Consider the following 19,303-nt stretch of genomic DNA (forward strand, 5'->3'; position numbering starts at 1 on the left):
ACTCAACGACCGCCCCCGTATGACCCTGGGCTGGGCCACCCCAGGTGAGAAGATGACCCAGCTCCTGAGTGTTGCAACCACCAGTTGAGCCCGCCCTGCTAACGGAAACTGTCCAAGATTGCTTGCGCAGACCGCGCGAGGCAGACAGCGCGAGGCAGACCGCGCGAGGCAGGCCGCGCGAGGCAGACCGCGCGAGGCAGGCCGCGCGAGGCAGGCCGCGTTGCTTCTTTCTCCACTTCATCACCTGGTGACGGCGAGAAACAAGACTTGATCTTGACGGGTGCGCCGGTCAGGGTCGAGGCATGGAATTCGATGCGACAGCCACCGCGCGCCGGACCCTCTGGATCGGCGGTGGGCAGTGGGCCGGCAAGTCCACAGTCGCCGTGAACCTGGCCCTGCGACACGGACTGACCGCGTACCTCTATGACCGCCACGACGCCCGCGGCCACGACGATCGACGCATCGCCGACCGGGTCCGGCGGGGTGAGCCGCCAGCCGGGCCCGATCCGGAAACCACCTGGGTCCGCACGGACCCGGCACGGATGGCGGCCGACACGCTGGCCGCCTTCTCCCGCCGCTTCGACTGGGTCCTGGACGACCTGAGTGCGCTGGTGCCCGGCCGCCGGGTCGTGGCCGAGGGATGGGGACTGCGCCCCGAACTGGTGGCACCGGTCGTCGAGTCGTTGCGACAGTTGGTGGTGCTGGTGCCCACCGCCGAGTTCCGCGCCCACCAGATCGACCGGCTACCACGGGCGCGCGCGGTCGCCACCGGGGTCAGCGACCCGGAGCGGGCACTGCGCAACCGGTGGGCACGGGACGAGCTGGTGGCGGCGGACGCGGTGGTGCAGGCCGAGCGACTGGGTGTACGGGTGATTCGGGTCGACGGCAGCCTCCACGGCGACCAGTTGACCGATCTGGTGGCGGAGCACTTCGCGGCGTACCTGTGAGGGCCGTCAGCCCTCCAGCGGGGCGGGGTCGGCCGGCAGGGCGGTCGGTGGCGCCCCTCGGCGGCCGGCGCGGGCGGCGCCCAGCACCACCACCACGACCCCGACAAGCAGCAACGCCATGCCCAGCAGCGCGTACGGGCGGGGCAGCTGACCCAGCCAGGCCCAGCCGAGCAGGGCCGCGCCGGGGGCCTCCAGCAGGATCAGCACGCTCACCGTGGTGGCGGGGATCTTCTGCAGTGCGTAGTTGAACATCGAGTGCCCGAGCAGTTGGGCGCCGGCCACCAGGGCCAGGATCGCCAGCCAGGTCCGCCCGTCGAAGCCTGTCATCCGTACCCCGCCGACCAGGCAGATCACCAGCAGGATCAGCGCGCAGATGCCGTAGCAGATGGTCGTGTAGGTGGTGGTGCTGATGCTGGCCCGGGCCCGTTCGCCGAAGGCGGTGTAGACGGCGGCGAACATGCCGCCGGTCACCGCCAGCAGGTCACCGACGACGGCCCGGCCGGAGATGCCCACGTCGGCGCCGGTGGCGATCACCGCTCCGCCGACGGCCACAACGATGCCGATCCAGACCACCGGCGGCAGCCGACGGCCCTGGGCACGCGCGATCAGCCCCTGCCAGACCGGCTGGGTGGCGCCCAGCGCGGTGGCCGCGGCGACCGAGGTGAGCTTGGCGCTCGGCACCCAGGTCGCGAAGTGCCCGGCCAGCGCGACCCCGGAGAGGACGCAGAACAGGCCCTCCCGCCGACCCACCCCGACGGTCAGCCTGCGGAACTCCGCCCGGCGCCGCGCCAGGGAGAACGGACTCAACACGGCGACCGCGAGCAGGTTGCGCCAGAACGCGATGGCCAGCGCGGGGGCGGCCGCGTACGCGATCAGCGGCGCGGACGACGACACGGCGACCACGGCCAGGCCGACCGCGCCGGTGGTCAACGGATCGAGAGGACGGCGGGATGTTCCAGGGGGCACGGGAAGCAATCCTCACACGATCACGGACAGCACCGACCGTCAGCACTCCGTTACGATCACGCGGGCCGCGTCGGCGACCCCCGACCGCCGGAGGCGCTTCGCCATGCCCAGCTACCAGGCGGTGCTGTTCGACTTCTTCGGCACGCTTACCCGTTCGGTGCAGCGCGGGGCCGCGCACCTCGGCACCGCCGAGCTGCTGGGCTGCCCCACCGAAACACTTACCGAGGTGCTGAATCGCACCTACTACGAGCGGGCCAGCGGCCGGTTCGGCAACGCGGAGGCGACCCTGCGATGGGTGTGTACCCAGGCCGGCGTACACCCAAGTGACCGTGCCCTGCGGGCGGCGGTGGCGTCCCGGCACCGCGCGGTCCGCGCGGACACGCGGCTGCGGGCCGACGCGGTGCCCGTGCTCGCGGCGCTGCGCCAGCGCGGCCTGCGCACCGGCGTGATCAGCGACTGTACGCACGAGCTGCCGGCCTTCCTGCCGCAGCTCGCGGTCGCGCCGCTGCTCGACGTCCAGGTCTTCTCGGTGCAGGTGGGGCGGTGCAAGCCGGACGCGGCGCTGTACCTGACCGCGTGCCGTCGGCTGGGGCTGGCGCCGGATGAGTGCCTGTACGTCGGCGACGGCGGCAGCCAGGAACTCACAGGCGCCGAGCGCGCCGGGCTGACCGCCGTCCGGCTGGCCGCGCCGGACCTGGCCGAGCACATGGTGTTCAACGCCGACCGGGAATGGCGCGGCTGCACGCTCGGCGACCTGCGCGAGGTGCTGGATCTCGTGGGCACCGTCGAGACCGTCGGCGTGGGCACCTTCGGCGTCGGCTCGGGCGTCGCCGGGCCAGCGACCTGACCGCGCCGACCAAACGGGCCAACGGGCCAACGGGCCGGAGGGCCGGCGAGCCAGGGGCCGGGGGGCCAGGGGCCGGCGAGCCAGGGGCCGGCGAGCCAGGGGCCGGCGAGCCAGGGGCCGGGGTCCGGCAGGCCAACCGCCCCGGGGAGTCAGCGGCGGCGGACCCGGTGCAGGCGGAACGGCTTGCGGGTGGCGCGGACCGCCGGAGTCTCCCGGGGCTGCTCGGCCTGCGCGTCGGACGGCAGGCCGGCGCCTGTCAGCGGCTCGCCGGCCGGGGCGAGTCGGTTCAGCGCGCAACCCTCGGCGGCCCAGCGGGCCACCAGATCGGCGGTGGGGCCGGGAGCGTTCAGGCGCTTGGCCGCCACCAGCGGCGCGGTGGTGTCCCACGCGTCGGTGCCCGGTGCCAGTCGGGTCACCAGGGCCGGCCAGGTCACGATCCGTCCTCCGTGGTCGCCGCGCAGGGTGACCTGCGCCCCGGTCGCGTCGGCCAGACCCGGCGCGGCCTGCTCGCCCGGCCCGCTCACCACGAAGAGCGCGCCCTCCAGCGGGGCGCACCAGAGCGCGAGCGCGGGCCCACCGGACACGCTGACCCAGGCCACCGCGGCCTTCTTCATCGCCTCGTCGACCAGCGGCGTGCCACCGGAGGCATCCTCGTCCGTCACACAGGCATTCTCCCGCATCGGCGCCGTCAGTCAGCCCACGAACGGGGGCACGGCGATCTCGCCCCGGGCGACCGGCACCACCTGACCGGCGACTGTCGCGCCGACGGCCACACCGTTCGCCGCGGTCACCGTGCAGGCCAGCGCGGACGGACGGTTCATCTCGATGCCCTGGCGCACCGCGTAGTGGGCCTGCCCCTCGCCCGGCAACAGGCCTGTCGCCACCAGCCAGACCCCGAGCCCGAGCGCCGCCGAGCCGGTCGCCGGGTCCTCCGGAACGCCGAGGCCCGGCACGAAGACCCGGGCGTGCGCGGTTTGCGTGCCCGCGTCCCAGGAGAAGACGCTGAGGTGCGCCACCCCGTACCGCTCCGCTGCCGCCGGGTTCACCCGCGCCCGGGCCACCGCCTCCGGGCGGACCGGCAGGTACGGGAACTCCAGCCCGCAGCCGGCCACGCGAGGTGCGGGCCCGGCGTGGTCATGGTCGTCCGCGACCAGCCCGGCGATCTCCAGCAACGGTTCCGGGTCCAGCTCGGGGCCGAGGGTGGGGCTGCCTCCGGTGAGCGTCGCCCCGGACGCGGTCACCTCGATCGGCAGCACACCCGCCCCGCACTCCTGGGTGACCTGCCCCACACCGAACATTCCGCGTCGACTCGCGGTGACCGCCGCGCCGACGCTCGGATGCCCGGCGAACGGCAACTCCTCGGCCGGCGTGAAGATGCGGGCCCGGTAGGTGGCCCCCACCTGGGTCGGAGGCAGCACGAACACCGTCTCGGAGAGGTTGAACTCCAGCGCGAGCGCCTGCATCTGCTCCGTGGCCAGCGCCTCCGCGCCGAACACCACGGCCAGCGGGTTGCCGGCGAACGGGCGGTCGGTGAAGACGTCCACGATCTCGTAGGCCAAGGTCGACATGTTGATAAACACTAGGCGCTTAGGCTGGTGCCCGTGAGCACGCCGACCCGGGTCTACATCGCCCGCCTCGCCGGAGTCGCCGTCTTCGATCCGAACGGCGACCAGGTGGGGCGGGTCCGCGACGCCGTGGGACGGCTGCGGGCTACCAAGCGTCCCCCCGAGGTGGTGGGTCTGGTCGCCGAGATGCCGATGCGCCGACGGATCTTCCTGTCCATCAACCGGATCACCTCGATCGACGCCGACGCGGTGGTCCTCGGCTCCGGCACCCTCAACCTGCGCCGCTTCGAGAAGCGCCCGAACGAGCTGCTGGTTCTCCAGGAGCTGCTGGACCGGCGCGTACAGCTCGAACCGGGCGGCCAGCCCGGCGCTGTGGTGGACGTCGCGATGGAGTGCACGCGCGGCGGTGAGTGGTCGCTCAGCCGGGTCGCGGTCCGCGAGCAGACCGGCCGGCTCAGCCGCCGCGGCCACCTGCACCAGGTCGAGTGGGACCGGGTGCGTGGGCTCAGCGGCATCGCCGACAACCGGGGTACGGCGAACCTGCTCGCCGTCCTGGAGGACATGCGCCCCGCCGACCTGGCCAACGCCCTGCAGGACCTGCCCGACGCGCGGCGCAACGAGGTCGCGGCGGCGTTGAACGACGAGCGGCTGGCCGACGTCCTCAGCGAGCTGCCTGAGCACGACCAGGTGGAGATCCTCGCCGCGCTCGACCGGGAACGGGCCGCGGACGTGCTGGAGGAGATGGACCCGGACGACGCGGCGGACCTGCTCAACGAGCTGCCCCCGCCGGAGCAGGACGTGCTGCTCGACCTGATGGAGCCGGACGAGGCCGACCCGGTTAGGCAGCTGCTCAAGTACACCCCGGGCACGGCGGGCAGCGTGATGACGTCGGAGCCGGTCATCCTGCCGCCGGACGCCACGGTCGCCGAGGCGCTGGCCCGGATCCGGGAGCCGCAGCTCTCCCCCGCCATCGCCGCGCAGGTCTTCGTGACCCGGGCCCCGCAGAACACCCCGACCGGCCGCTACCTGGGCATGGTGCACTTCCAGGCGTTGCTGCGGGAACCACCCGCCGACCTGCTGGGCAAGGTGGTGGTCAACGACATCGACCCGCTGCGTCCCACCACCCCACTTCCGGAGATCACCCGCCGGATGGCCACCTACGACCTGGTCGCCATGCCGGTGATCGACCGGAGCAACCGGCTGGTCGGCGCCGTGACTGTCGACGACGTACTGGACCACTCCCTGCCCCGGGACTGGCGAGACCGGGACGCCCTGGGCGCCCCGGGCACCTCCGACGCGGAACTGGACGGCGACGGTGGCTGAGCAGCGGCGTACGGAGCGGCTGGACCAGCCCCGCGAGCCCCGGGGGATCAAGCTCCCCCGGTTCGACGCGGAGGCGTTCGGTCGCTGGTCGGAAGGCATCGCCCGGGGCATGGGCACCGCGAACTTCATCGTCGTCATGACTGTGGTGATCGCGATCTGGTTCGGCTGGAACACTCTCGCGCCGGCCGAGCTGCGCTTCGACCCGTACACCTTCACGTTCCTCACGCTTGTGTTGTCGTTGCAGGCCAGCTACGCCGCGCCGCTGATCCTGCTGGCCCAGAACCGGCAGGCCGACCGGGACCGGCTGGCGCTGGAGGAGGACCGGCGGCGGGCAACCGCCCAGAAGGCGGACACCGAGTACCTGGCACGGGAGATCGCCGCGCTGCGGATCGCGCTCGGCGAGGTGGCCACCCGCGACTTCCTCCGTTCCGAGCTGACCCGGCTGGCCGAGGAGCTCGACGAGGCGGGGCAGCGCCGGCAACGCCTGGAGCGCCGGCAGCAGGAGAAGGACGGCCAGCAGGAGCGGCGCGCACAGCGGGCGACAGACGGCCTGGGGTTGGACGAGCCGCGCGACGACCTGGACGGGGACTTCGCCCGCGACGCCCGACCCGACCGTTGATCAGCGGGTCGGGTACGGGTCATCGTTTGGCTCACACCACTCGCGGCCAGCGGTCGGAGGGGATGCCCCGCGACGTAGCATTGCGGTCATGTCAGCACCCGTGAGCACCGTCGAGGACGCGATCCAGGCCGCCCTGGCCACCGTCAACGACCCGGAGATCCGCCGGCCCATCACCGAGCTGGGCATGGTCCGGTCCGCCACGATCGACGCCGATGGTGTCGTACGGGTCGAGCTGCTGCTCACCGTCGCCGGCTGCCCGCTGAAGGACAAGCTGCGCGGGGACATCACCGCTGCCGTGGCGGCGGTGCCCGGCGTGGCCGGCGTGGAGATCGACTTTGGTGTGATGAGTCCCGAGCAGCGGCAGTCGTTGCAGTCGCAGCTACGCGGTGGTGGCGCCAGCGAGGAGCCGGTCATCCCGTTCGCCCAGCCTGGCTCGCGCACCCGGGTGTACGCGGTGGCCAGCGGCAAGGGCGGTGTCGGCAAGTCCAGCGTGACGGTGAACCTGGCGGCGGCGCTCGCCGCCCGAGGGCTCTCCGTGGGCGTGGTCGACGCGGACATCTACGGCCACTCGGTGCCCCGGATGCTGGGCACGGAGGCCCGACCGACACGCGTCGAAGACATGATCATGCCGCCGCAGTCGCACGGTGTGAAGGTGATCTCGATCGGCATGTTCACCTCGGGCAACGCGGCCGTGGTGTGGCGCGGCCCGATGCTGCACCGGGCGTTGCAGCAGTTCCTGGCCGACGTCTACTGGGGCGACCTGGACGTGCTCCTGCTCGACCTGCCTCCGGGCACCGGCGACGTGGCCATCTCGCTGGCCCAGTTGCTGCCCAACTCGGAGATCCTGATCGTCACCACCCCGCAGACCGCCGCGGCCGAGGTGGCGGAACGGGCAGGCGCGATCGCCCTGCAGACCCACCAGCGGGTGGTCGGCGTCATCGAGAACATGTCCTGGCTGGAGCTGCCGGACGGCTCGCGGATGGAGATCTTCGGCGCCGGCGGCGGCACGGCCGTCGCCGAGTCGCTGAGCCGGACCATCGGCGCGCAGGTTCCGCTGCTCGGTCAGATCCCGCTGGACACCCGGGTCCGCGAGGCCGGCGACGCCGGCAACCCGATCGTGCTGGCCGATCCGGAGTCCCCGGCCGCGCAGGCGCTCGGCAAGGTCGCCGACCGGCTGGCGCTGCGTCGCGAGTCGCTGCTCGGCAAGCCGCTCGGCCTGAAGCCCGCCGGGCGCTGACCACCCCGAACACCGCCAGCCCGTCGGCCGTTCCTGGCCGGCGGGCTGAGTCGTGTCGGTAGGTGGCCCGGCACGGCCGCCGCGGCACAGCCCCGCACGACCGGCACAGCCCCGCACGACCGGCACAGCCCCGCACGACCGGCACAGCACAGCCGGCACGGCCCGGCACGCCGGGCACGCCGGGCACGGCATGGTCAACTCGGGTTTCTGGAAGTCGCGGCATCCGGGGCCGATTGAAAGGCCGACTTCCTGGAAACCGAGTTGATCAAGGCAAAGTCAGGCCCGGACGAGCCCAGGGCCGCAGGCGCGAGCCCAGGGCGCGAGCCGGAGCGAGCCGGGCGGCGCGGGTCGGTCAGGTGGCGTCGTCGTAGCTGGCCCGGGGAGCCGGCGCCGGCGCGGAGCCGGTGGCCGTGCCGGGCCGGGCGCCGTTCGACCGCGGGTCCACGGCGTTGGCGACGTCCTTCAGCTCGTTGTGCACGCCGCTGACGTCGGCGCGCAGGTTGTCGTAGACGCCCTGCATCGGCTTGCGGATCGCCGCCTCGTCCTCCTCGCTGAGGAGGTGCTTGCGGATGAAAGCCTTCGGGTGCAGATCCTCGAGCTGGATGTCGGTGCCCAGCTCGCGACTGAGGTCGCCGGTGGCGTTGCGGGCCATGTTGCGTAGATTGCGCACCATCCGCAGGCCGTCGTTGATCACGGCAGGCAGCCGATCACCAAAGATCAACAGCGCCAGGAGCAGCAGCGCCCCGACTTCCCACATGTTCAGGTTCTCGAACATCCCGCGGGCCTCCTCTCGGCGTCAGCAGCAAGACTACGCACGTCGGACGGTTTTCCGGCAGGGGGTGACGCGCTGTTCACTTGGCATCCGCGGCGAGGGTCACCGACGTGTTCTGTCGAGTGGACCCCCGCCGGAACTCGACGGTCACCACCGAACCCGGGGCGAACTTGCGGACCAGCGCGATCAGGTCGGTCGGCTCGGTCATCGGCCGGCCGTTGAGCTTCAGGATCACGTCGCCGACCTTCAGCCCGGCCCCGGCCGCCGGCCCGGAGGGCTCCACTGCGGCCAGCCGTACGCCCCCGTTGGCGCCCGCGCCCGGGCCACCCACCTGGGCGCCGATGACCGTACGACGGGCCTTGCCGGTGCCGATGATGTCCTGGGTGACGCGCTTGGCCTGGTTGATCGGGATGGCGAAGGCGAGCCCGATGTTGCCGGCCTCCTGCCCCTCGGCCACCAGCGACTTGATCGTGGAGTTGACCCCGACCACCCGTCCGGCGCCGTCGACCAGTGGGCCTCCCGAGTTGCCGTGGTTGACCGCGGCGTCGGTCTGGATGGCCGCGTAGTAGCGCACCGGGCCACCCGGCTCGCCGGCCTGCATCGTCCGGTCCAGAGCGCTCACGATGCCGGCGGTGACCGTGTTGGCAAGCGACAGGGGTGAGCCGACGGCGAGCACCGGGTCGCCGACGGCCAGCGCGTCGGAGTCGCCGAACTCCACAGGCCGCAGCCCCGTCCGGTTCACCTTGATCACCGCGATGTCGGACTCCGGGTCCTGACCGACCACCGTCGCCGGAGCGGAGGTGCCGTCGTTGAAGATCACCGAGGCCTTGCCGCTGCTGCCGGCCACCACGTGGTCGTTGGTGATCACGTGGCCGTCGGCGCTGGCGATGAAGCCGGAGCCCTCGCTGGTCCCGCCGAGGCTGCTCACCCGGACGGTGACCACGCTGGGCAGGACACGTTCGGCGACTCCGGCCAGAGACTCCGGCTTGCGCTGGGCCAACGCCGGCGGGTCCGCGACAGGCGCACCGAGCACCGTGCCGGCGGCTGCGCCGCCGCGTACCGCGAAGGCGTAACCCAACGCGCCACCGAGCGTGCCCGCCAGCAGCGCGGTGATCACCGGAATGAGCAGCAGATGGCGCAGCGTCGGTCGGCCCGGCGCGTCCGGGTCGGTGACCGGCTCGGGTTCGGTCCCGGCCACCACCACCCCGGGCACCACCACCGCCGCAGGTGCCGCCGGGTCGCGCCACGGATCGCCGAGCGCGTCGGACCACCAGGGCGACGCACCGGCCGATGGCGCGGTGTCGCTCCCCGGCGTGGTCGGCGGCCCCACTGGCGGGACCCCTGCCCCGGGCGGGCGAGCCGAAGCCGGAGTCTCAGCGCCCCGCCGCCAATCCCAGCCGTCGGTCACGTCGGTGCCTCCCAGTCCGTCCCCGGATTCCGCGCCAGCGTCGCCCGGCCACGGTTCGGCGCGGTCGAGGCTGACGGAATACCGCTTCCAGGATTGCACGGATGCGCGCGGTGGAGTCAGCGGTTGCCTCCGGCGATCGCGAGGGGGCGGAGGCGCGGCTGCGCCTCCCGCCGGTCGCCTCTACGCTCACAGTGCCAACCCGCCCCCGCACCACGCACCGCCCGGAGGTGCCCCATCGCCACGGTCGCCGGTTCCGGCGGTTCGACGACCCAGGCCCAGCAGTTCGCCGAGTCGTACGTGACCGAGGATCTCGTCCTACGCACCGCCCGCAGCCTGGCCCACGAGGTGGGCCTCGACGCGGTCACACCCGGAGCAGGGGCGGCGCTGCGGCTGTTGGCCGCGGCCGGCAACGCCCGCGCGGTGGTGGAGATCGGCACCGGCACGGGCGTGAGCGGTGTCTGGCTGCTGCGTGGCATGCGCGCCGACGGCGTGCTCACCACCATCGACGTGGAGGTGGAGCACCAGCGGATCGCCCGCCGGATCTTCAGCGAGGCCGGCTTCGCCGCCGGCCGCACTCGGATCATCACCGGTCGCGCGCTGGACGTGCTGCCGCGGCTCGCCGACGGGGCGTACGACCTGGTCTTCGTCGATGCCGAGGCGACCGGGTTCCACGCCTGCGTCGAAGCGGCGCTGCGGCTGCTACGCCCGGGCGGCGTGCTCGCGCTCAACGGCATGCTGGCGCACGGTCGGATCGCCGACCCGTCCGCCCGGGACGCGGAGACGGTGACGGTCCGCGAGACGATCAAGGCGGTCCGGGAGTCGGAGCACTGGATCCCCGCGCTGCTCCCGGTCGGGAACGGGGTGCTGGCCGCCGTGAAGTGCTGACGTCGGTCAGTCGAGGCCGGCCAGCCAGCGCAGCAGCGAGCGGACGCCCCAGCCGGTCGCACCCCGGGCGAGCTCGGCGTGCTCGCCGTCCGCCCAGGACGGGGCGGACATGTCCAGGTGCAGCCACCGGTCCCGCAGCTCGCCGGTGAATTCACGCAGGTAGAGCGCGGCCACCACCGATCCGGCGCCCTGGGTGGGCGCGCTGTACAGGTCGGCGATCTCGCTGCCCAGGTACTCGACGTAGTCGGTGTGCAGCGGCATCCGCCACGCCGACTCGCCGGCCGCCTCGGCCGCGGCCAGCACGTCGGCGGCCAGCTCGTCGTTCTCGCTGTACAGGGCTGCGGTGCGCTTGCCCAGCGCCACGGCGTTGGCGCCGGTGAGGGTGGCCAGGTCGATCAGCAGGTCGGGCTTGAGCTGCCGCACCGCGTACGCCAGCGCGTCGGCGAGGACGAGGCGGCCCTCGGCGTCGGAGTTGGTCGTCTCGCTCGTCGTCCCGCCGTAGTGCCGGATCACGTCGCCGGGGCGGAACGCCGAGCCGCTGACCATGTTCTCGGCGAGCGGGGCCAGCGTGGTGACGCGGACCGGCAGGCGCAGCGCCGCCGCGCCGAGGGTGGCGGCGACGACGGCCGCCGCGCCGGCCATGTCCTTGCGCATCAGCTTCATCGCCGGAACCGGTTTGATCGAGAGGCCGCCGCTGTCGAAGGTGATGCCCTTGCCGATCAGCACCACGTGGGTGCGCGCGTTCGCGGGATGCCAGTCCATCTCGACCAGCCGCGGGCCACTTGCCGAGCCGCCGCCCACGGCGAGGATCCCACCGAAGCCCTCGGCGGCCAGTTCGGCTGGACCACGCACCGTCAGGTGGAGGTCCGGCAGGTCGGCGCAGGCGGAGGCCACCTGGTCGGCGAACCACTGGGGGGTCTTCACCGAGGAGGGGGTGTTGGTGAGGTCACGGGCGAGGTGGGTCATCGTGGCGGTGGTCCGCGCCGTGGCGACGGTGCTCTCGTGGGCGGCCGGGTCGGCGACCAGCAGGTCGACGCCGCCGAGCGCGGGCGGGTCGTCGGCGTCGGTCATCCGGAACCGGTACGAGGCGAGCAGCAGCCCCTCGGTCAGCCCACGGACCGCGGCCGGAGTCACCTCGCCGGGCAGCGCGATAGTGATGTGCGTCTCATCTGCCGCGGCGCGGACCAGAGCCGCGCCGGCGTCCCGCCAGGACGACTCCCCGCCGTCGCCGATGCCGAGCAGCACCAGCCGGCCGGGGCCGCGCCCGGGACGCAGATGGGTACGGATCTCGCCGGGCCGGCCGTTCAGTCGGGCGACCGGTACCAGCGCGGCAGCCTCCTCGGCGGTGCCGTCCGGGAGCGCCACTGCGGTCGGCACGAGCTCGGCGGGGGCGTCGCCCTCCATCGCCGGCTCGGTGGGCCGGACCGGCAGGACGAGGACATCGAGCCGCTGGGACTCGGCGAGCGGACGGATGGCGAGCACGCGGAACCGCACCTCCAGGAAACGTCGCAGAGTGGGACCGGGCCATCGCCCGCCCACACCGATGAAGACCCTGAGCCACCGGCGATCCCGGTGGCTCAGGGTCCAGGAAACGCTCCGGGCGACGTACGCCGTCCGGGTCGTTCCTCACTCAGCCGGCGGCTGCCTTCAACGCGTCACCGAGCGCGTTGGCCTCGTCGGGAGTCATCTCGACGACGAGCCGGCCACCGCCCTCCAGCGGGACCCGCATGACGATGCCCCGACCCTCCTTGGTGACTTCCAGCGGACCGTCGCCCGTCCGCGGCTTCATCGCCGCCATGTTGTCTCCCCTCAGACCTACACCAGGGTCGGTGGGTTGCCCCACAGCCACTTCTTCACGACCACCCGCAACTGTCGCGGGGGTGTCGACAGACGATTTTCCCTGATGAACACCGCCGGACCCAAACCGGAGCAGCATTGATGTAACAGCATCTAGCTTATCTTGAGAAGGCCTGTCACAATGTGCGGTCATGCAGGCACGGTCGGCACTCTTCGACCTGTACGGCGACCACCTCCGACCGAGAGGCGGCCGCGCACCGGTCGCCGCCCTGGTCAAGCTACTGGCGCCGCTGGGAATCGCACCGCCAGCCGTTCGCACCGCCGTGTCCCGGATGGTGCGTCAAGGCTGGCTCGACCCGCTCCGGCTGGCCTCCGGACCGGGATATTCGATCACACCAAAAGCCGCCCGCCGACTGGACGAGGCGGCGGCCCGGATCTACCGGACCGGCCGGGTCACCTGGGACGGTCGGTTCGACCTGCTCGTGCTCGAGGCGCCGGGTTCCCGACGGGACCGGCAGCGACTCGCCGCCACCCTCAGCTTCCTCGGCTACGGCACCCTCGACGAGCAGACCTGGGTGGCCACCCGGCCCGCCGAGGATGTCGACCTGCTGCTGGCCGAGGCCGGCATCCGGTTCGAGCGGTTCACGGCCTCGCACTTCTCCGGCACCCCAGGCGCGATGGGCGTCGTCCGCCGAGCCTGGGACCTGGCCGAGATCGGCCGCGCGTACGAGCGGTTCGTCGCCGACCAGCGCCCGCTGCTCGGCGCGGTCACCGTCCGCAGCACCGACGAGGAGGCGTACGCGGCCCGGTTCCGGCTCGTGCACGCGTGGCGTACCTTCCTGTTCCGGGACCCGCAGCTGCCCCCGGCGCTGCTCCCCGAGCGCTGGCCCGGCACGGCCGCCGCCAGCTTCTTCGACCGGCACGCGGCCCGCCTGCGTCCGGCCGCCGACCGGTACGTCGAGCAGTGCCTCGACGCCGGCAACCGCATCGTTCGACAGAAGGGTCGTTAGACACGTGACCGAGCCGTTGCTCGTCGACCGGACCGACGCCGTCGTCACCCTCACCCTGAACCGGCCGCAGGCGATGAACGCGCTCGACCTGGCGCTCAAGGAAGCCCTGCGGGACACGCTTGCCGAGCTGGAGACCGACCGGTCCTGCCGGGCGGTCGTGCTGGCCGGGGCCGGTGGGGCGTTCAGCGCCGGGCAGGACCTGCGCGAGCACGTGGCCACCCTGGGCAACTCCTCCGGTCCGCCGCTGGACACCGTGCGGGCGCACTACAACCCGATCGCCGCCCGGTTGGCCAACCTGCCCAAACCGGTGGTGGCCGCGGTCCGCGGGATGGCCGCCGGGGCGGGGGCCTCCCTGGCCTTCCTCGCCGACATCCGGATCGGCGGCCCGAGCACCAGCTTCCTGATGGCCTTCGCCAAGGTCGGTCTGGCCGCCGACACCGGCGCATCCTGGACGCTGCCCCGGCTGGTCGGCCACGCCAAGGCCGTGGAGTTGCTGATGCTGGCCGAGCCGGTCCGCGCCGAGGAGGCCTGCCGGCTGGGGCTGATCACCCGGCTGACGGACGACGACGAGCAGGTGCTGCCTGTCGCGCAGGAGCTGGCCGCTCGGCTCGCCGCGGGCCCCACCGTCGCGTACGGCGCCATCAAGCGGCAGCTCTCCATCGCCGACGCCGGCACCCTCGCCGACGCCCTCTCGGCCGAGGCGCAGGCCCAGGCGATCTGCGGCGCCACCGCCGACCACCGGGCTGCCACCCTCGCGTTCGTCGCCAAGCAGAAACCGGTCTTCGAGGGACACTGAACGCGATTCGCACCCTGCCCTTACCGTCCTCGTACGAGGGCCGCCTAGCGTCGGACCGCATGAGCGATCGTGAAGCGGTGTCGCACCTGCTGCGTCGGGCCACCTTCGGGCCGACCGCCGACGAGGTGGACGCGGCCGAGCGGGCCGGGCCGGCGGCGACCCTGGACAACCTGCTCGCCCCGGCTCGGGCCGACCGGGGCGCGGCGGCCACCCCACCGCCGGCGCTGCCCGCCGACCCGTACGCCGGACTGACCAAGGAATCCACCCGCGAGCAGCGCCAGAAGGCCAACGCCCAGCGCAAGGAGCAGCTCCAGCAGGTGACCCTCTGGTGGCTGGACCGGATGGTCGCCGCCGAGGACGGGCTGACCGAGAAGTTGCTCTTCTTCTGGCACGGGCACTGGGCCACAAGCGCGCAGAAGGTCAAGTCGGCGCGGGTGATGCTGGGCCAGTTGGAGACGCTGCGCCGCCACGGGCGCGGGCCGCTGGCCCCGCTCGTCGCCGCGATGGTGCGCGACCCGGCTCTGATCATCTGGCTGGACGGGCAGAAGAACACCCGCAAGGCGCCGAACGAGAACCTGGCGCGCGAGCTGATGGAGCTGTTCACCCTCGGCATCGGCGCCTACACGGAGGCCGACGTGAAGGCCGGCGCGCGGGCGTTGACCGGCTGGACCGTGGACCGGCGTACCGGCGTCGCCCGCTTCGAGGCCAAGCGGCACGACCCCGGGGAGAAGACGATCCTGGGGCAGACCGGCCGCTTCGACGCCGAGGCGTACGCCGGACTGCTGGCCGCCCAACCGGCGGCGGCGGCGTTCGTGGCCGGGCGGCTCTGGTTCCGCTACGCGGGCACCGACGTCCCGGCGCCGGACGGCCTGGCCGGCGCGGACACCGTCGCGACCCTGCGCACGCTGTTCTCGTCGCCGGCCTTCCCCCAGACCCGGGGGACCCTCGTGAAGCAGCCGGTGGAGTGGCTGGTCGGCGCGCTGCGGCAGCTCGGCGTCCGGCCGTCCGCGCTGCCGGAGCAGCAGCGCAAGCAACTGCTGTCCGGCCTGAACGCGCTGGACCAGGTGCCGCTGCGTCCGCCCAGCGTGGGCGGCTGGCCGGCCGGTGCCGCGTGGCTGACCACCTCGTCGTTGCAGGCCCGGCTCCGGATGGCCGGGATGCTCGCCGCCGCGGCCACCCCGGCGGTGCTGGCCCGGCTGAGCGCCGCGCCCGCCGCCGGCCGACCGGATGCCCTGGCCCGACTGCTTGTCGTCGACGGCTGGGGCGCCCGCACCCGGGCCGCCCTCACGCCGTTGGCCGGCGAGCCACGGAAGCTGCTGGCCGCCGGCCTGGTCAGCCCCGAGTACACCGTCAGCTGAGCGGAGGAGTCGAGAAGTGGACACCCTGACCCGACGTAGGTTCCTGCTCACCAGCGGGGTGGTCGGCGCGGGCGCGCTGGCCGCCGGTGCCGGCGCGTACGGCCTGCGGGACCTGCTGGACACCGCCGGAGACCGGGACCCGCAGTCGCGCACGCTGGTGCTCGTCACCCTGTACGGCGGCAACGACGGCCTGAACACCGTCATCCCGTACGGCGACCCGGCCTACCGGGCGGCCCGCCCCGAGCTGGCGTACCCCGACGGCGAGGTGCGGCGGCTGGACGACGACTTCGCCCTCAACCCGGCACTGGCCGGACTGCATCAGCGCTGGTCGAGTGGTGGGCTGGCGATCGTGCGCGGGATCGGCTACCCGAAGCCGGATCGCAGCCACTTCCGGTCGATGGACATCTGGCACACCGCGCAACCGGACCGGCCGGGCAACACCGGCTGGCTCGGCCGCTGGCTGGACGGGGCGGGCGGCGACCCCCGGCTGGCGGTCTCGTTCGAGCCGGCGCTGCCGCCGCTGCTGGCCGGGGCGCACAGCGCGGGCGCCGCCGTGCCGGTGACCGACCGCAAGGCCGCCAAGGGCCTGCCGGCGGAGACGCTCACCGCGTTCGCCGCCGCCGAGGCCGGCGAGTCGGCCGCCCGGGGCCGCGCCGCCGCCTGCTTCGCCGACCTGCGGTCGGTGGACGAAATGATCCGCCAGGTACGCGACTCCGCAGCCACGGAGGCGGACGACCCGGACGGTGAGCAGGCCCCGGCGACGGCCACCGGCGGGGCGCGAACCCCGCTTGACGCGCAGCTGGACCTGGTCGCGCAGTGCGTGGAGGCGGAGGTGTCCACCCGGGTCTTCTCGGTGTCGCTTGGCGGCTTCGACACGCATGCCGACGAGAAGCAGTTGCAGGCCGTTCTGCTGGGCCAGCTGGACCGGGCGTTGACCGGGTTCGCCGACCGGATGAGTCGCAGCGAGGCGGGCCGGAAGGTGGTGGTGGCGGTCTACTCCGAGTTCGGCCGCCGGGTCCGGGCCAATGCCTCGGACGGCACCGACCACGGCACCGCCTCCGACATGCTGCTGCTCGGCGCGGGGGTGCGCGGCGGCTGGCACGGGGACGCGCCCAGCCTCACCGACCTCGACGACGGCGACCTGAAATACACCACCGACTTCCGGGACGTCTACGCCACGCTGCTGGAGCGGGTGTTGGACACCGACCCGGGCCCGGTGCTCGCCGACTGGCGGGGACGACTCGACAAGTTGTTCTAGTCGTCCTCTTCCGGGTCCTGGTTGGCCGCCGCGCCCAGCACGAACGCCTGCATGGCCAGCTCGTCGCCGGCCGGTGAGACGAAGGCGGGCAGCTCGCGCGGCCCCAGCTCCTGCACGTACGACCAGAACAGGCGTACCGCCTCGGCGGGTGTGCCGGCCTCGATCGGCAGGTCGAGGCTCACCAGCCAGGTGCGCCGCGCCGGAGGCGGGCCGAGCTGGTCGGCCAGCGCCCGGAAGGCGGCCGGTTCCAGTGCGGTGACCGGCCCGTCGAGGGTGAGCAGGTCGGTGGGCACCGGCTCGTCGAAGGCCCGCCGGGTGTACGTCACGACGAGCGTCCCCGGCTCGACGTCGGACTGCGGATCGTCCGGGTCCTCGGAATGCCGCCGCGACGGGGCGGTGACCCGCCCGAGGGCCACCAGTCGCGGCGGCGCGTCGGCCAGCACCGCCACCCGGTCACCGGGGCCGGGACGGCCGATGTCGGTAAGCCCGGTCAGCTCCAGGGTGTCGTGGTGCACGAGCCGCTCGGCCTCGTAACGCTCGGCCGACAGCAGCACCGCCCAGGTGCCCTGCCCGTCGGCGTGGCCGGCCGCACCGGCCCGGTATGCGGTCTCGGTCGTCATGCCTGCCATCCCATCACGACGCCGGTCAGCGGGTGACGTGACAGCCGACGATGTGATCGTCGACCATCCCGGTGGCCTGCATGAGGGCGTACGCGGTGGTCGGGCCGACGAATCGGAAGCCGCGCTTCTTGAGTGCCTTGGCCATGGCCGTCGACTCTCCGGTGATCGGCGCCAGCTCGGCGAACGAGGCGGGGCGGGCCGGCCGGCGCTCCGGCGCGAACGACCAGAGCAGCGCGGACAGCCCGTCGGGCAGCTCCAGCGCGGCGCGGGCGTTGGCGATCGCCGCCTCGATCTTGGCCCGGTTGCGGACGATGCCGGCGTCGGCGAGCAGCCTGGTCACGTCGGCGTCGCCGTAGCCGGCCACGGTGGCGATGTGGAACTCGTCGAAGGCCAGCCGGAACGCCGGGCGTTTGCGCAGAATGGTCAGCCAGGACAGGCCGGACTGGAACGCCTCCAGGGTCATCCGCTCGTAGAGCGCGTCGTCGCCGCGCAGCGGCCGCCCCCACTCGGTGTCGTGGTAGACGGCGTAGTCGGGGGTGCTCGCCCCCCAGGCGCAGCGGGCCAGCCCGTCGGCGCCGATCACCAGGTCACTCACGTCGCACACGCTAGGCCATCGCACCGACAGCCCCGCACGCTCGGGCCTACCCGGCGGGCGGCACGGTCAGGGCAGTCGGCCCTGCTCGACCAGACGGCCGAACCTCTTGAGCGCCTGGGTGAGGCCCAGCTTGGAGCCGGGCCAGAGCACCGGCCACGCCAGCCGACCGGCCCGGCCGCCCGGCAGGTGGAACCACTCGTGCCAGACGACCTGTGTGCGGGTCTCGCCGAGTTGGGTGCAGCGCAGGACGCCGGGGCCGCGCAGCACCTGGCCGTGGTGCACCACGCCGATCTCGTACGGCTCGTCGACCCGGACCACCCGCATCTCGTCGCGCAGTGTCGCCCGGCCGAGCGCGGTCACCGCCTCGATCCGGCTGCCCTCGCGCCCATCGCCCTCGACGACCCGGACCCGGGTGAACGGGATCCAGTCCGACTGCCGTTCCCAGGCGAGCAACGCGGCGAAGACCCGGGCCGCCGGGGCGTTCACGATGACCGTGGCGGTCACCTCACCGGCGCCGGGTTGGGCCGCCTCCCGAAGATCATCAGCGCCCTCCGGGCCGGTCACACCGACTCCGACCGGACCACCGTGCCGTGCTGTCCGGCACCGCCGGCCGGCTCGTCCTGGGCCGGCTCGTCGTCGGCCGGCGTGCGGGAGGCCGGCTCACCGGCGGTCGGCTCGTCGTCGGCCGACTGGTGGGCGGCCGGCTGGTGGGTGGCCGTCGGCTCGCTGTCGGCCGGCGCCACGCCGTCGGAGTCGGCAGCCGAGGAGGTGGCGGTGGGCAGGGCGTCCGCCCCGGCCGCTGCCGTACCCGCGTCGACCGACACCGCTGCCGCAGCCGGCTCCGCCGTGGTCGGGCCCGGCACCGCCCCGGCGGCCTGCTCCCGGGCCTGGCGCAGCACGTCCGCGTCGTCGGTGCGACCCTCGCGCAACGCGACGACCTCCGCCTCCAACACGCTGATGAGCTCCGACTTGTAGCCGATGTCGTAGGCGGCACGACGCATCGCCTGGTCGACCTGCGCCATCCGGTACCCGCGCAACCCGGTGTCGAAACGGACCGCGCCCACATCGGATTCCCGCAGTGGTCGAGTGCCCGGAAGCGGGATGGCCTGCGAATCCGGTTCGGTCGGTGTGAGGCCGGGATCGCGGCCACTGACCAACACCGTCACGCCGAAAACCACCGCCGCGACAGTCAACGCCACGACCAGGAGGAGCAGAAGCTGACCCATGCACTGATCGTGGCACGACAGCCGGCTGGGAGCGACCCCACCACCCCGATCACCATCGACGCCCGCGCCCGACC

General features: G+C 73.3%; 21 protein-coding genes. 10 read left to right on the forward strand and 11 right to left on the reverse strand.

Annotated features, from left to right (window positions below; genetic code table 11):
- Positions 1-302: 302 nt before the first annotated feature.
- A complete protein-coding gene (locus tag ACGFIE_RS00005) occupies positions 303-947 on the forward strand; it encodes a hypothetical protein (RefSeq protein WP_393289395.1) in 645 nt (214 codons plus the stop codon).
- Between the two features lie 6 nt (positions 948-953).
- On the opposite strand, the gene ACGFIE_RS00010 is transcribed toward ACGFIE_RS00005, so the two are convergent.
- A complete protein-coding gene (locus tag ACGFIE_RS00010; protein WP_393289397.1) occupies positions 954-1,913 on the reverse strand; it encodes a DMT family transporter in 960 nt (319 codons plus the stop codon).
- A gap of 103 nt (positions 1,914-2,016) precedes the next feature.
- Between ACGFIE_RS00010 and ACGFIE_RS00015 the strand changes: the two genes are divergently transcribed.
- Positions 2,017-2,760, forward strand: coding sequence for an HAD family hydrolase (locus tag ACGFIE_RS00015; RefSeq protein ID WP_393289399.1), 744 nt, complete (start codon positions 2,017-2,019; stop codon positions 2,758-2,760).
- A gap of 149 nt (positions 2,761-2,909) precedes the next feature.
- Here ACGFIE_RS00015 and ACGFIE_RS00020 read toward each other — a convergent pair whose 3' ends face one another.
- Together ACGFIE_RS00020 and ACGFIE_RS00025 are read right to left on the reverse strand one after the other, a co-directional pair.
- A complete protein-coding gene (locus tag ACGFIE_RS00020) occupies positions 2,910-3,440 on the reverse strand; it encodes a hypothetical protein (protein WP_393289400.1) in 531 nt (176 codons plus the stop codon).
- A 12-nt stretch (positions 3,441-3,452) separates the two neighbouring features.
- Positions 3,453-4,328 (reverse strand): PhzF family phenazine biosynthesis protein, encoded by an 876-nt coding sequence (locus ACGFIE_RS00025; protein WP_393289402.1) that lies wholly within the window; start codon positions 4,326-4,328, stop codon positions 3,453-3,455.
- A 33-nt stretch (positions 4,329-4,361) separates the two neighbouring features.
- Here ACGFIE_RS00025 and ACGFIE_RS00030 point away from each other — a divergent pair, with 33 nt between their 5' ends.
- The 3 genes from ACGFIE_RS00030 (at position 4,362) to ACGFIE_RS00040 (ending at position 7,504) form a co-directional block, all read left to right on the forward strand.
- Positions 4,362-5,648, forward strand: coding sequence for a magnesium transporter MgtE N-terminal domain-containing protein (locus ACGFIE_RS00030; RefSeq protein WP_393289404.1), 1,287 nt, complete (start codon positions 4,362-4,364; stop codon positions 5,646-5,648).
- On the forward strand, positions 5,641-6,267 hold the full coding sequence (locus ACGFIE_RS00035; protein WP_007455258.1) for a DUF1003 domain-containing protein: 627 nt from the start codon (positions 5,641-5,643) through the stop codon (positions 6,265-6,267). The genes ACGFIE_RS00030 and ACGFIE_RS00035 overlap by 8 nt, the downstream gene beginning before the upstream one ends.
- 88 nt (positions 6,268-6,355) lie before the next feature.
- A complete protein-coding gene (locus ACGFIE_RS00040) occupies positions 6,356-7,504 on the forward strand; it encodes an Mrp/NBP35 family ATP-binding protein (protein ID WP_363685137.1) in 1,149 nt (382 codons plus the stop codon).
- Positions 7,505-7,856: 352 nt separating this feature from the next.
- On the opposite strand, the gene ACGFIE_RS00045 is transcribed toward ACGFIE_RS00040, so the two are convergent.
- Positions 7,857-8,279: a preprotein translocase subunit TatB gene (locus ACGFIE_RS00045; RefSeq protein ID WP_393289406.1), complete on the reverse strand. Its 423-nt coding sequence runs from the start codon at positions 8,277-8,279 to the stop codon at positions 7,857-7,859.
- Between the two features lie 76 nt (positions 8,280-8,355).
- A complete protein-coding gene (locus tag ACGFIE_RS00050; protein ID WP_393289408.1) occupies positions 8,356-9,606 on the reverse strand; it encodes a S1C family serine protease in 1,251 nt (416 codons plus the stop codon).
- A 375-nt stretch (positions 9,607-9,981) separates the two neighbouring features.
- On the opposite strand from ACGFIE_RS00050, the gene ACGFIE_RS00055 reads away from it, so the two are divergent.
- A complete protein-coding gene (locus ACGFIE_RS00055) occupies positions 9,982-10,569 on the forward strand; it encodes an O-methyltransferase (RefSeq protein WP_393289410.1) in 588 nt (195 codons plus the stop codon).
- Positions 10,570-10,575: 6 nt separating this feature from the next.
- On the opposite strand, the gene ACGFIE_RS00060 is transcribed toward ACGFIE_RS00055, so the two are convergent.
- Together ACGFIE_RS00060 and ACGFIE_RS00065 are read right to left on the reverse strand one after the other, a co-directional pair.
- Positions 10,576-12,051 (reverse strand): leucyl aminopeptidase family protein, encoded by a 1,476-nt coding sequence (locus ACGFIE_RS00060; protein ID WP_393289412.1) that lies wholly within the window; start codon positions 12,049-12,051, stop codon positions 10,576-10,578.
- A 148-nt stretch (positions 12,052-12,199) separates the two neighbouring features.
- Positions 12,200-12,367, reverse strand: a complete 168-nt coding sequence (locus tag ACGFIE_RS00065) for a DUF3117 domain-containing protein (RefSeq protein ID WP_007455245.1) — start codon at positions 12,365-12,367, stop codon at positions 12,200-12,202.
- Positions 12,368-12,557: 190 nt separating this feature from the next.
- Between ACGFIE_RS00065 and ACGFIE_RS00070 the strand changes: the two genes are divergently transcribed.
- The 4 genes from ACGFIE_RS00070 to ACGFIE_RS00085 are packed head-to-tail and all read left to right on the forward strand — an operon-like array spanning position 12,558 to position 16,788.
- Positions 12,558-13,376 (forward strand): PaaX family transcriptional regulator C-terminal domain-containing protein, encoded by an 819-nt coding sequence (locus tag ACGFIE_RS00070; RefSeq protein WP_363685127.1) that lies wholly within the window; start codon positions 12,558-12,560, stop codon positions 13,374-13,376.
- A gap of 4 nt (positions 13,377-13,380) precedes the next feature.
- Positions 13,381-14,172 (forward strand): enoyl-CoA hydratase-related protein, encoded by a 792-nt coding sequence (locus tag ACGFIE_RS00075; protein ID WP_393289415.1) that lies wholly within the window; start codon positions 13,381-13,383, stop codon positions 14,170-14,172.
- Between the two features lie 59 nt (positions 14,173-14,231).
- A complete protein-coding gene (locus ACGFIE_RS00080; RefSeq protein WP_393289417.1) occupies positions 14,232-15,530 on the forward strand; it encodes a DUF1800 family protein in 1,299 nt (432 codons plus the stop codon).
- A 16-nt stretch (positions 15,531-15,546) separates the two neighbouring features.
- On the forward strand, positions 15,547-16,788 hold the full coding sequence (locus ACGFIE_RS00085; protein ID WP_393289419.1) for a DUF1501 domain-containing protein: 1,242 nt from the start codon (positions 15,547-15,549) through the stop codon (positions 16,786-16,788).
- On the opposite strand, the gene ACGFIE_RS00090 is transcribed toward ACGFIE_RS00085, so the two are convergent.
- From ACGFIE_RS00090 to ACGFIE_RS00105, 4 genes are all read right to left on the reverse strand, one after another.
- Positions 16,785-17,408, reverse strand: coding sequence for a hypothetical protein (locus ACGFIE_RS00090; RefSeq protein WP_393289421.1), 624 nt, complete (start codon positions 17,406-17,408; stop codon positions 16,785-16,787). The genes ACGFIE_RS00085 and ACGFIE_RS00090 overlap by 4 nt on opposite strands.
- 25 nt (positions 17,409-17,433) lie before the next feature.
- Positions 17,434-18,003 (reverse strand): DNA-3-methyladenine glycosylase I, encoded by a 570-nt coding sequence (locus ACGFIE_RS00095; protein ID WP_363685117.1) that lies wholly within the window; start codon positions 18,001-18,003, stop codon positions 17,434-17,436.
- A 66-nt stretch (positions 18,004-18,069) separates the two neighbouring features.
- Positions 18,070-18,567: an SRPBCC family protein gene (locus tag ACGFIE_RS00100; protein ID WP_363685115.1), complete on the reverse strand. Its 498-nt coding sequence runs from the start codon at positions 18,565-18,567 to the stop codon at positions 18,070-18,072.
- Positions 18,564-19,229, reverse strand: a complete 666-nt coding sequence (locus ACGFIE_RS00105; protein WP_393289423.1) for a DivIVA domain-containing protein — start codon at positions 19,227-19,229, stop codon at positions 18,564-18,566. The genes ACGFIE_RS00100 and ACGFIE_RS00105 overlap by 4 nt, the downstream gene beginning before the upstream one ends.
- Between the last annotated feature and the right edge of the window lie 74 nt (positions 19,230-19,303).

Origin of the sequence: Micromonospora sp. NPDC049275 (genome assembly GCF_043197115.1) — a bacterium.
GTDB lineage: Bacteria > Actinomycetota > Actinomycetes > Mycobacteriales > Micromonosporaceae > Micromonospora.

Coding starts and splice junctions, on each gene's coding strand:
- ACGFIE_RS00015 (WP_393289399.1), top strand. CDS start 2,017: ATGCCCAGCTACCAGGCGGTGCTGTTCGACTTCTTCGGCACGCTTACC.
- ACGFIE_RS00105 (WP_393289423.1), bottom strand. CDS start 19,229: ATGGGTCAGCTTCTGCTCCTCCTGGTCGTGGCGTTGACTGTCGCGGCG.
- ACGFIE_RS00080 (WP_393289417.1), top strand. CDS start 14,232: ATGAGCGATCGTGAAGCGGTGTCGCACCTGCTGCGTCGGGCCACCTTC.
- ACGFIE_RS00090 (WP_393289421.1), bottom strand. CDS start 17,408: ATGACGACCGAGACCGCATACCGGGCCGGTGCGGCCGGCCACGCCGAC.
- ACGFIE_RS00025 (WP_393289402.1), bottom strand. CDS start 4,328: ATGTCGACCTTGGCCTACGAGATCGTGGACGTCTTCACCGACCGCCCG.
- ACGFIE_RS00005 (WP_393289395.1), top strand. CDS start 303: ATGGAATTCGATGCGACAGCCACCGCGCGCCGGACCCTCTGGATCGGC.
- ACGFIE_RS00020 (WP_393289400.1), bottom strand. CDS start 3,440: ATGCGGGAGAATGCCTGTGTGACGGACGAGGATGCCTCCGGTGGCACG.
- ACGFIE_RS00045 (WP_393289406.1), bottom strand. CDS start 8,279: ATGTTCGAGAACCTGAACATGTGGGAAGTCGGGGCGCTGCTGCTCCTG.
- ACGFIE_RS00065 (WP_007455245.1), bottom strand. CDS start 12,367: ATGGCGGCGATGAAGCCGCGGACGGGCGACGGTCCGCTGGAAGTCACC.
- ACGFIE_RS00070 (WP_363685127.1), top strand. CDS start 12,558: ATGCAGGCACGGTCGGCACTCTTCGACCTGTACGGCGACCACCTCCGA.
- ACGFIE_RS00040 (WP_363685137.1), top strand. CDS start 6,356: ATGTCAGCACCCGTGAGCACCGTCGAGGACGCGATCCAGGCCGCCCTG.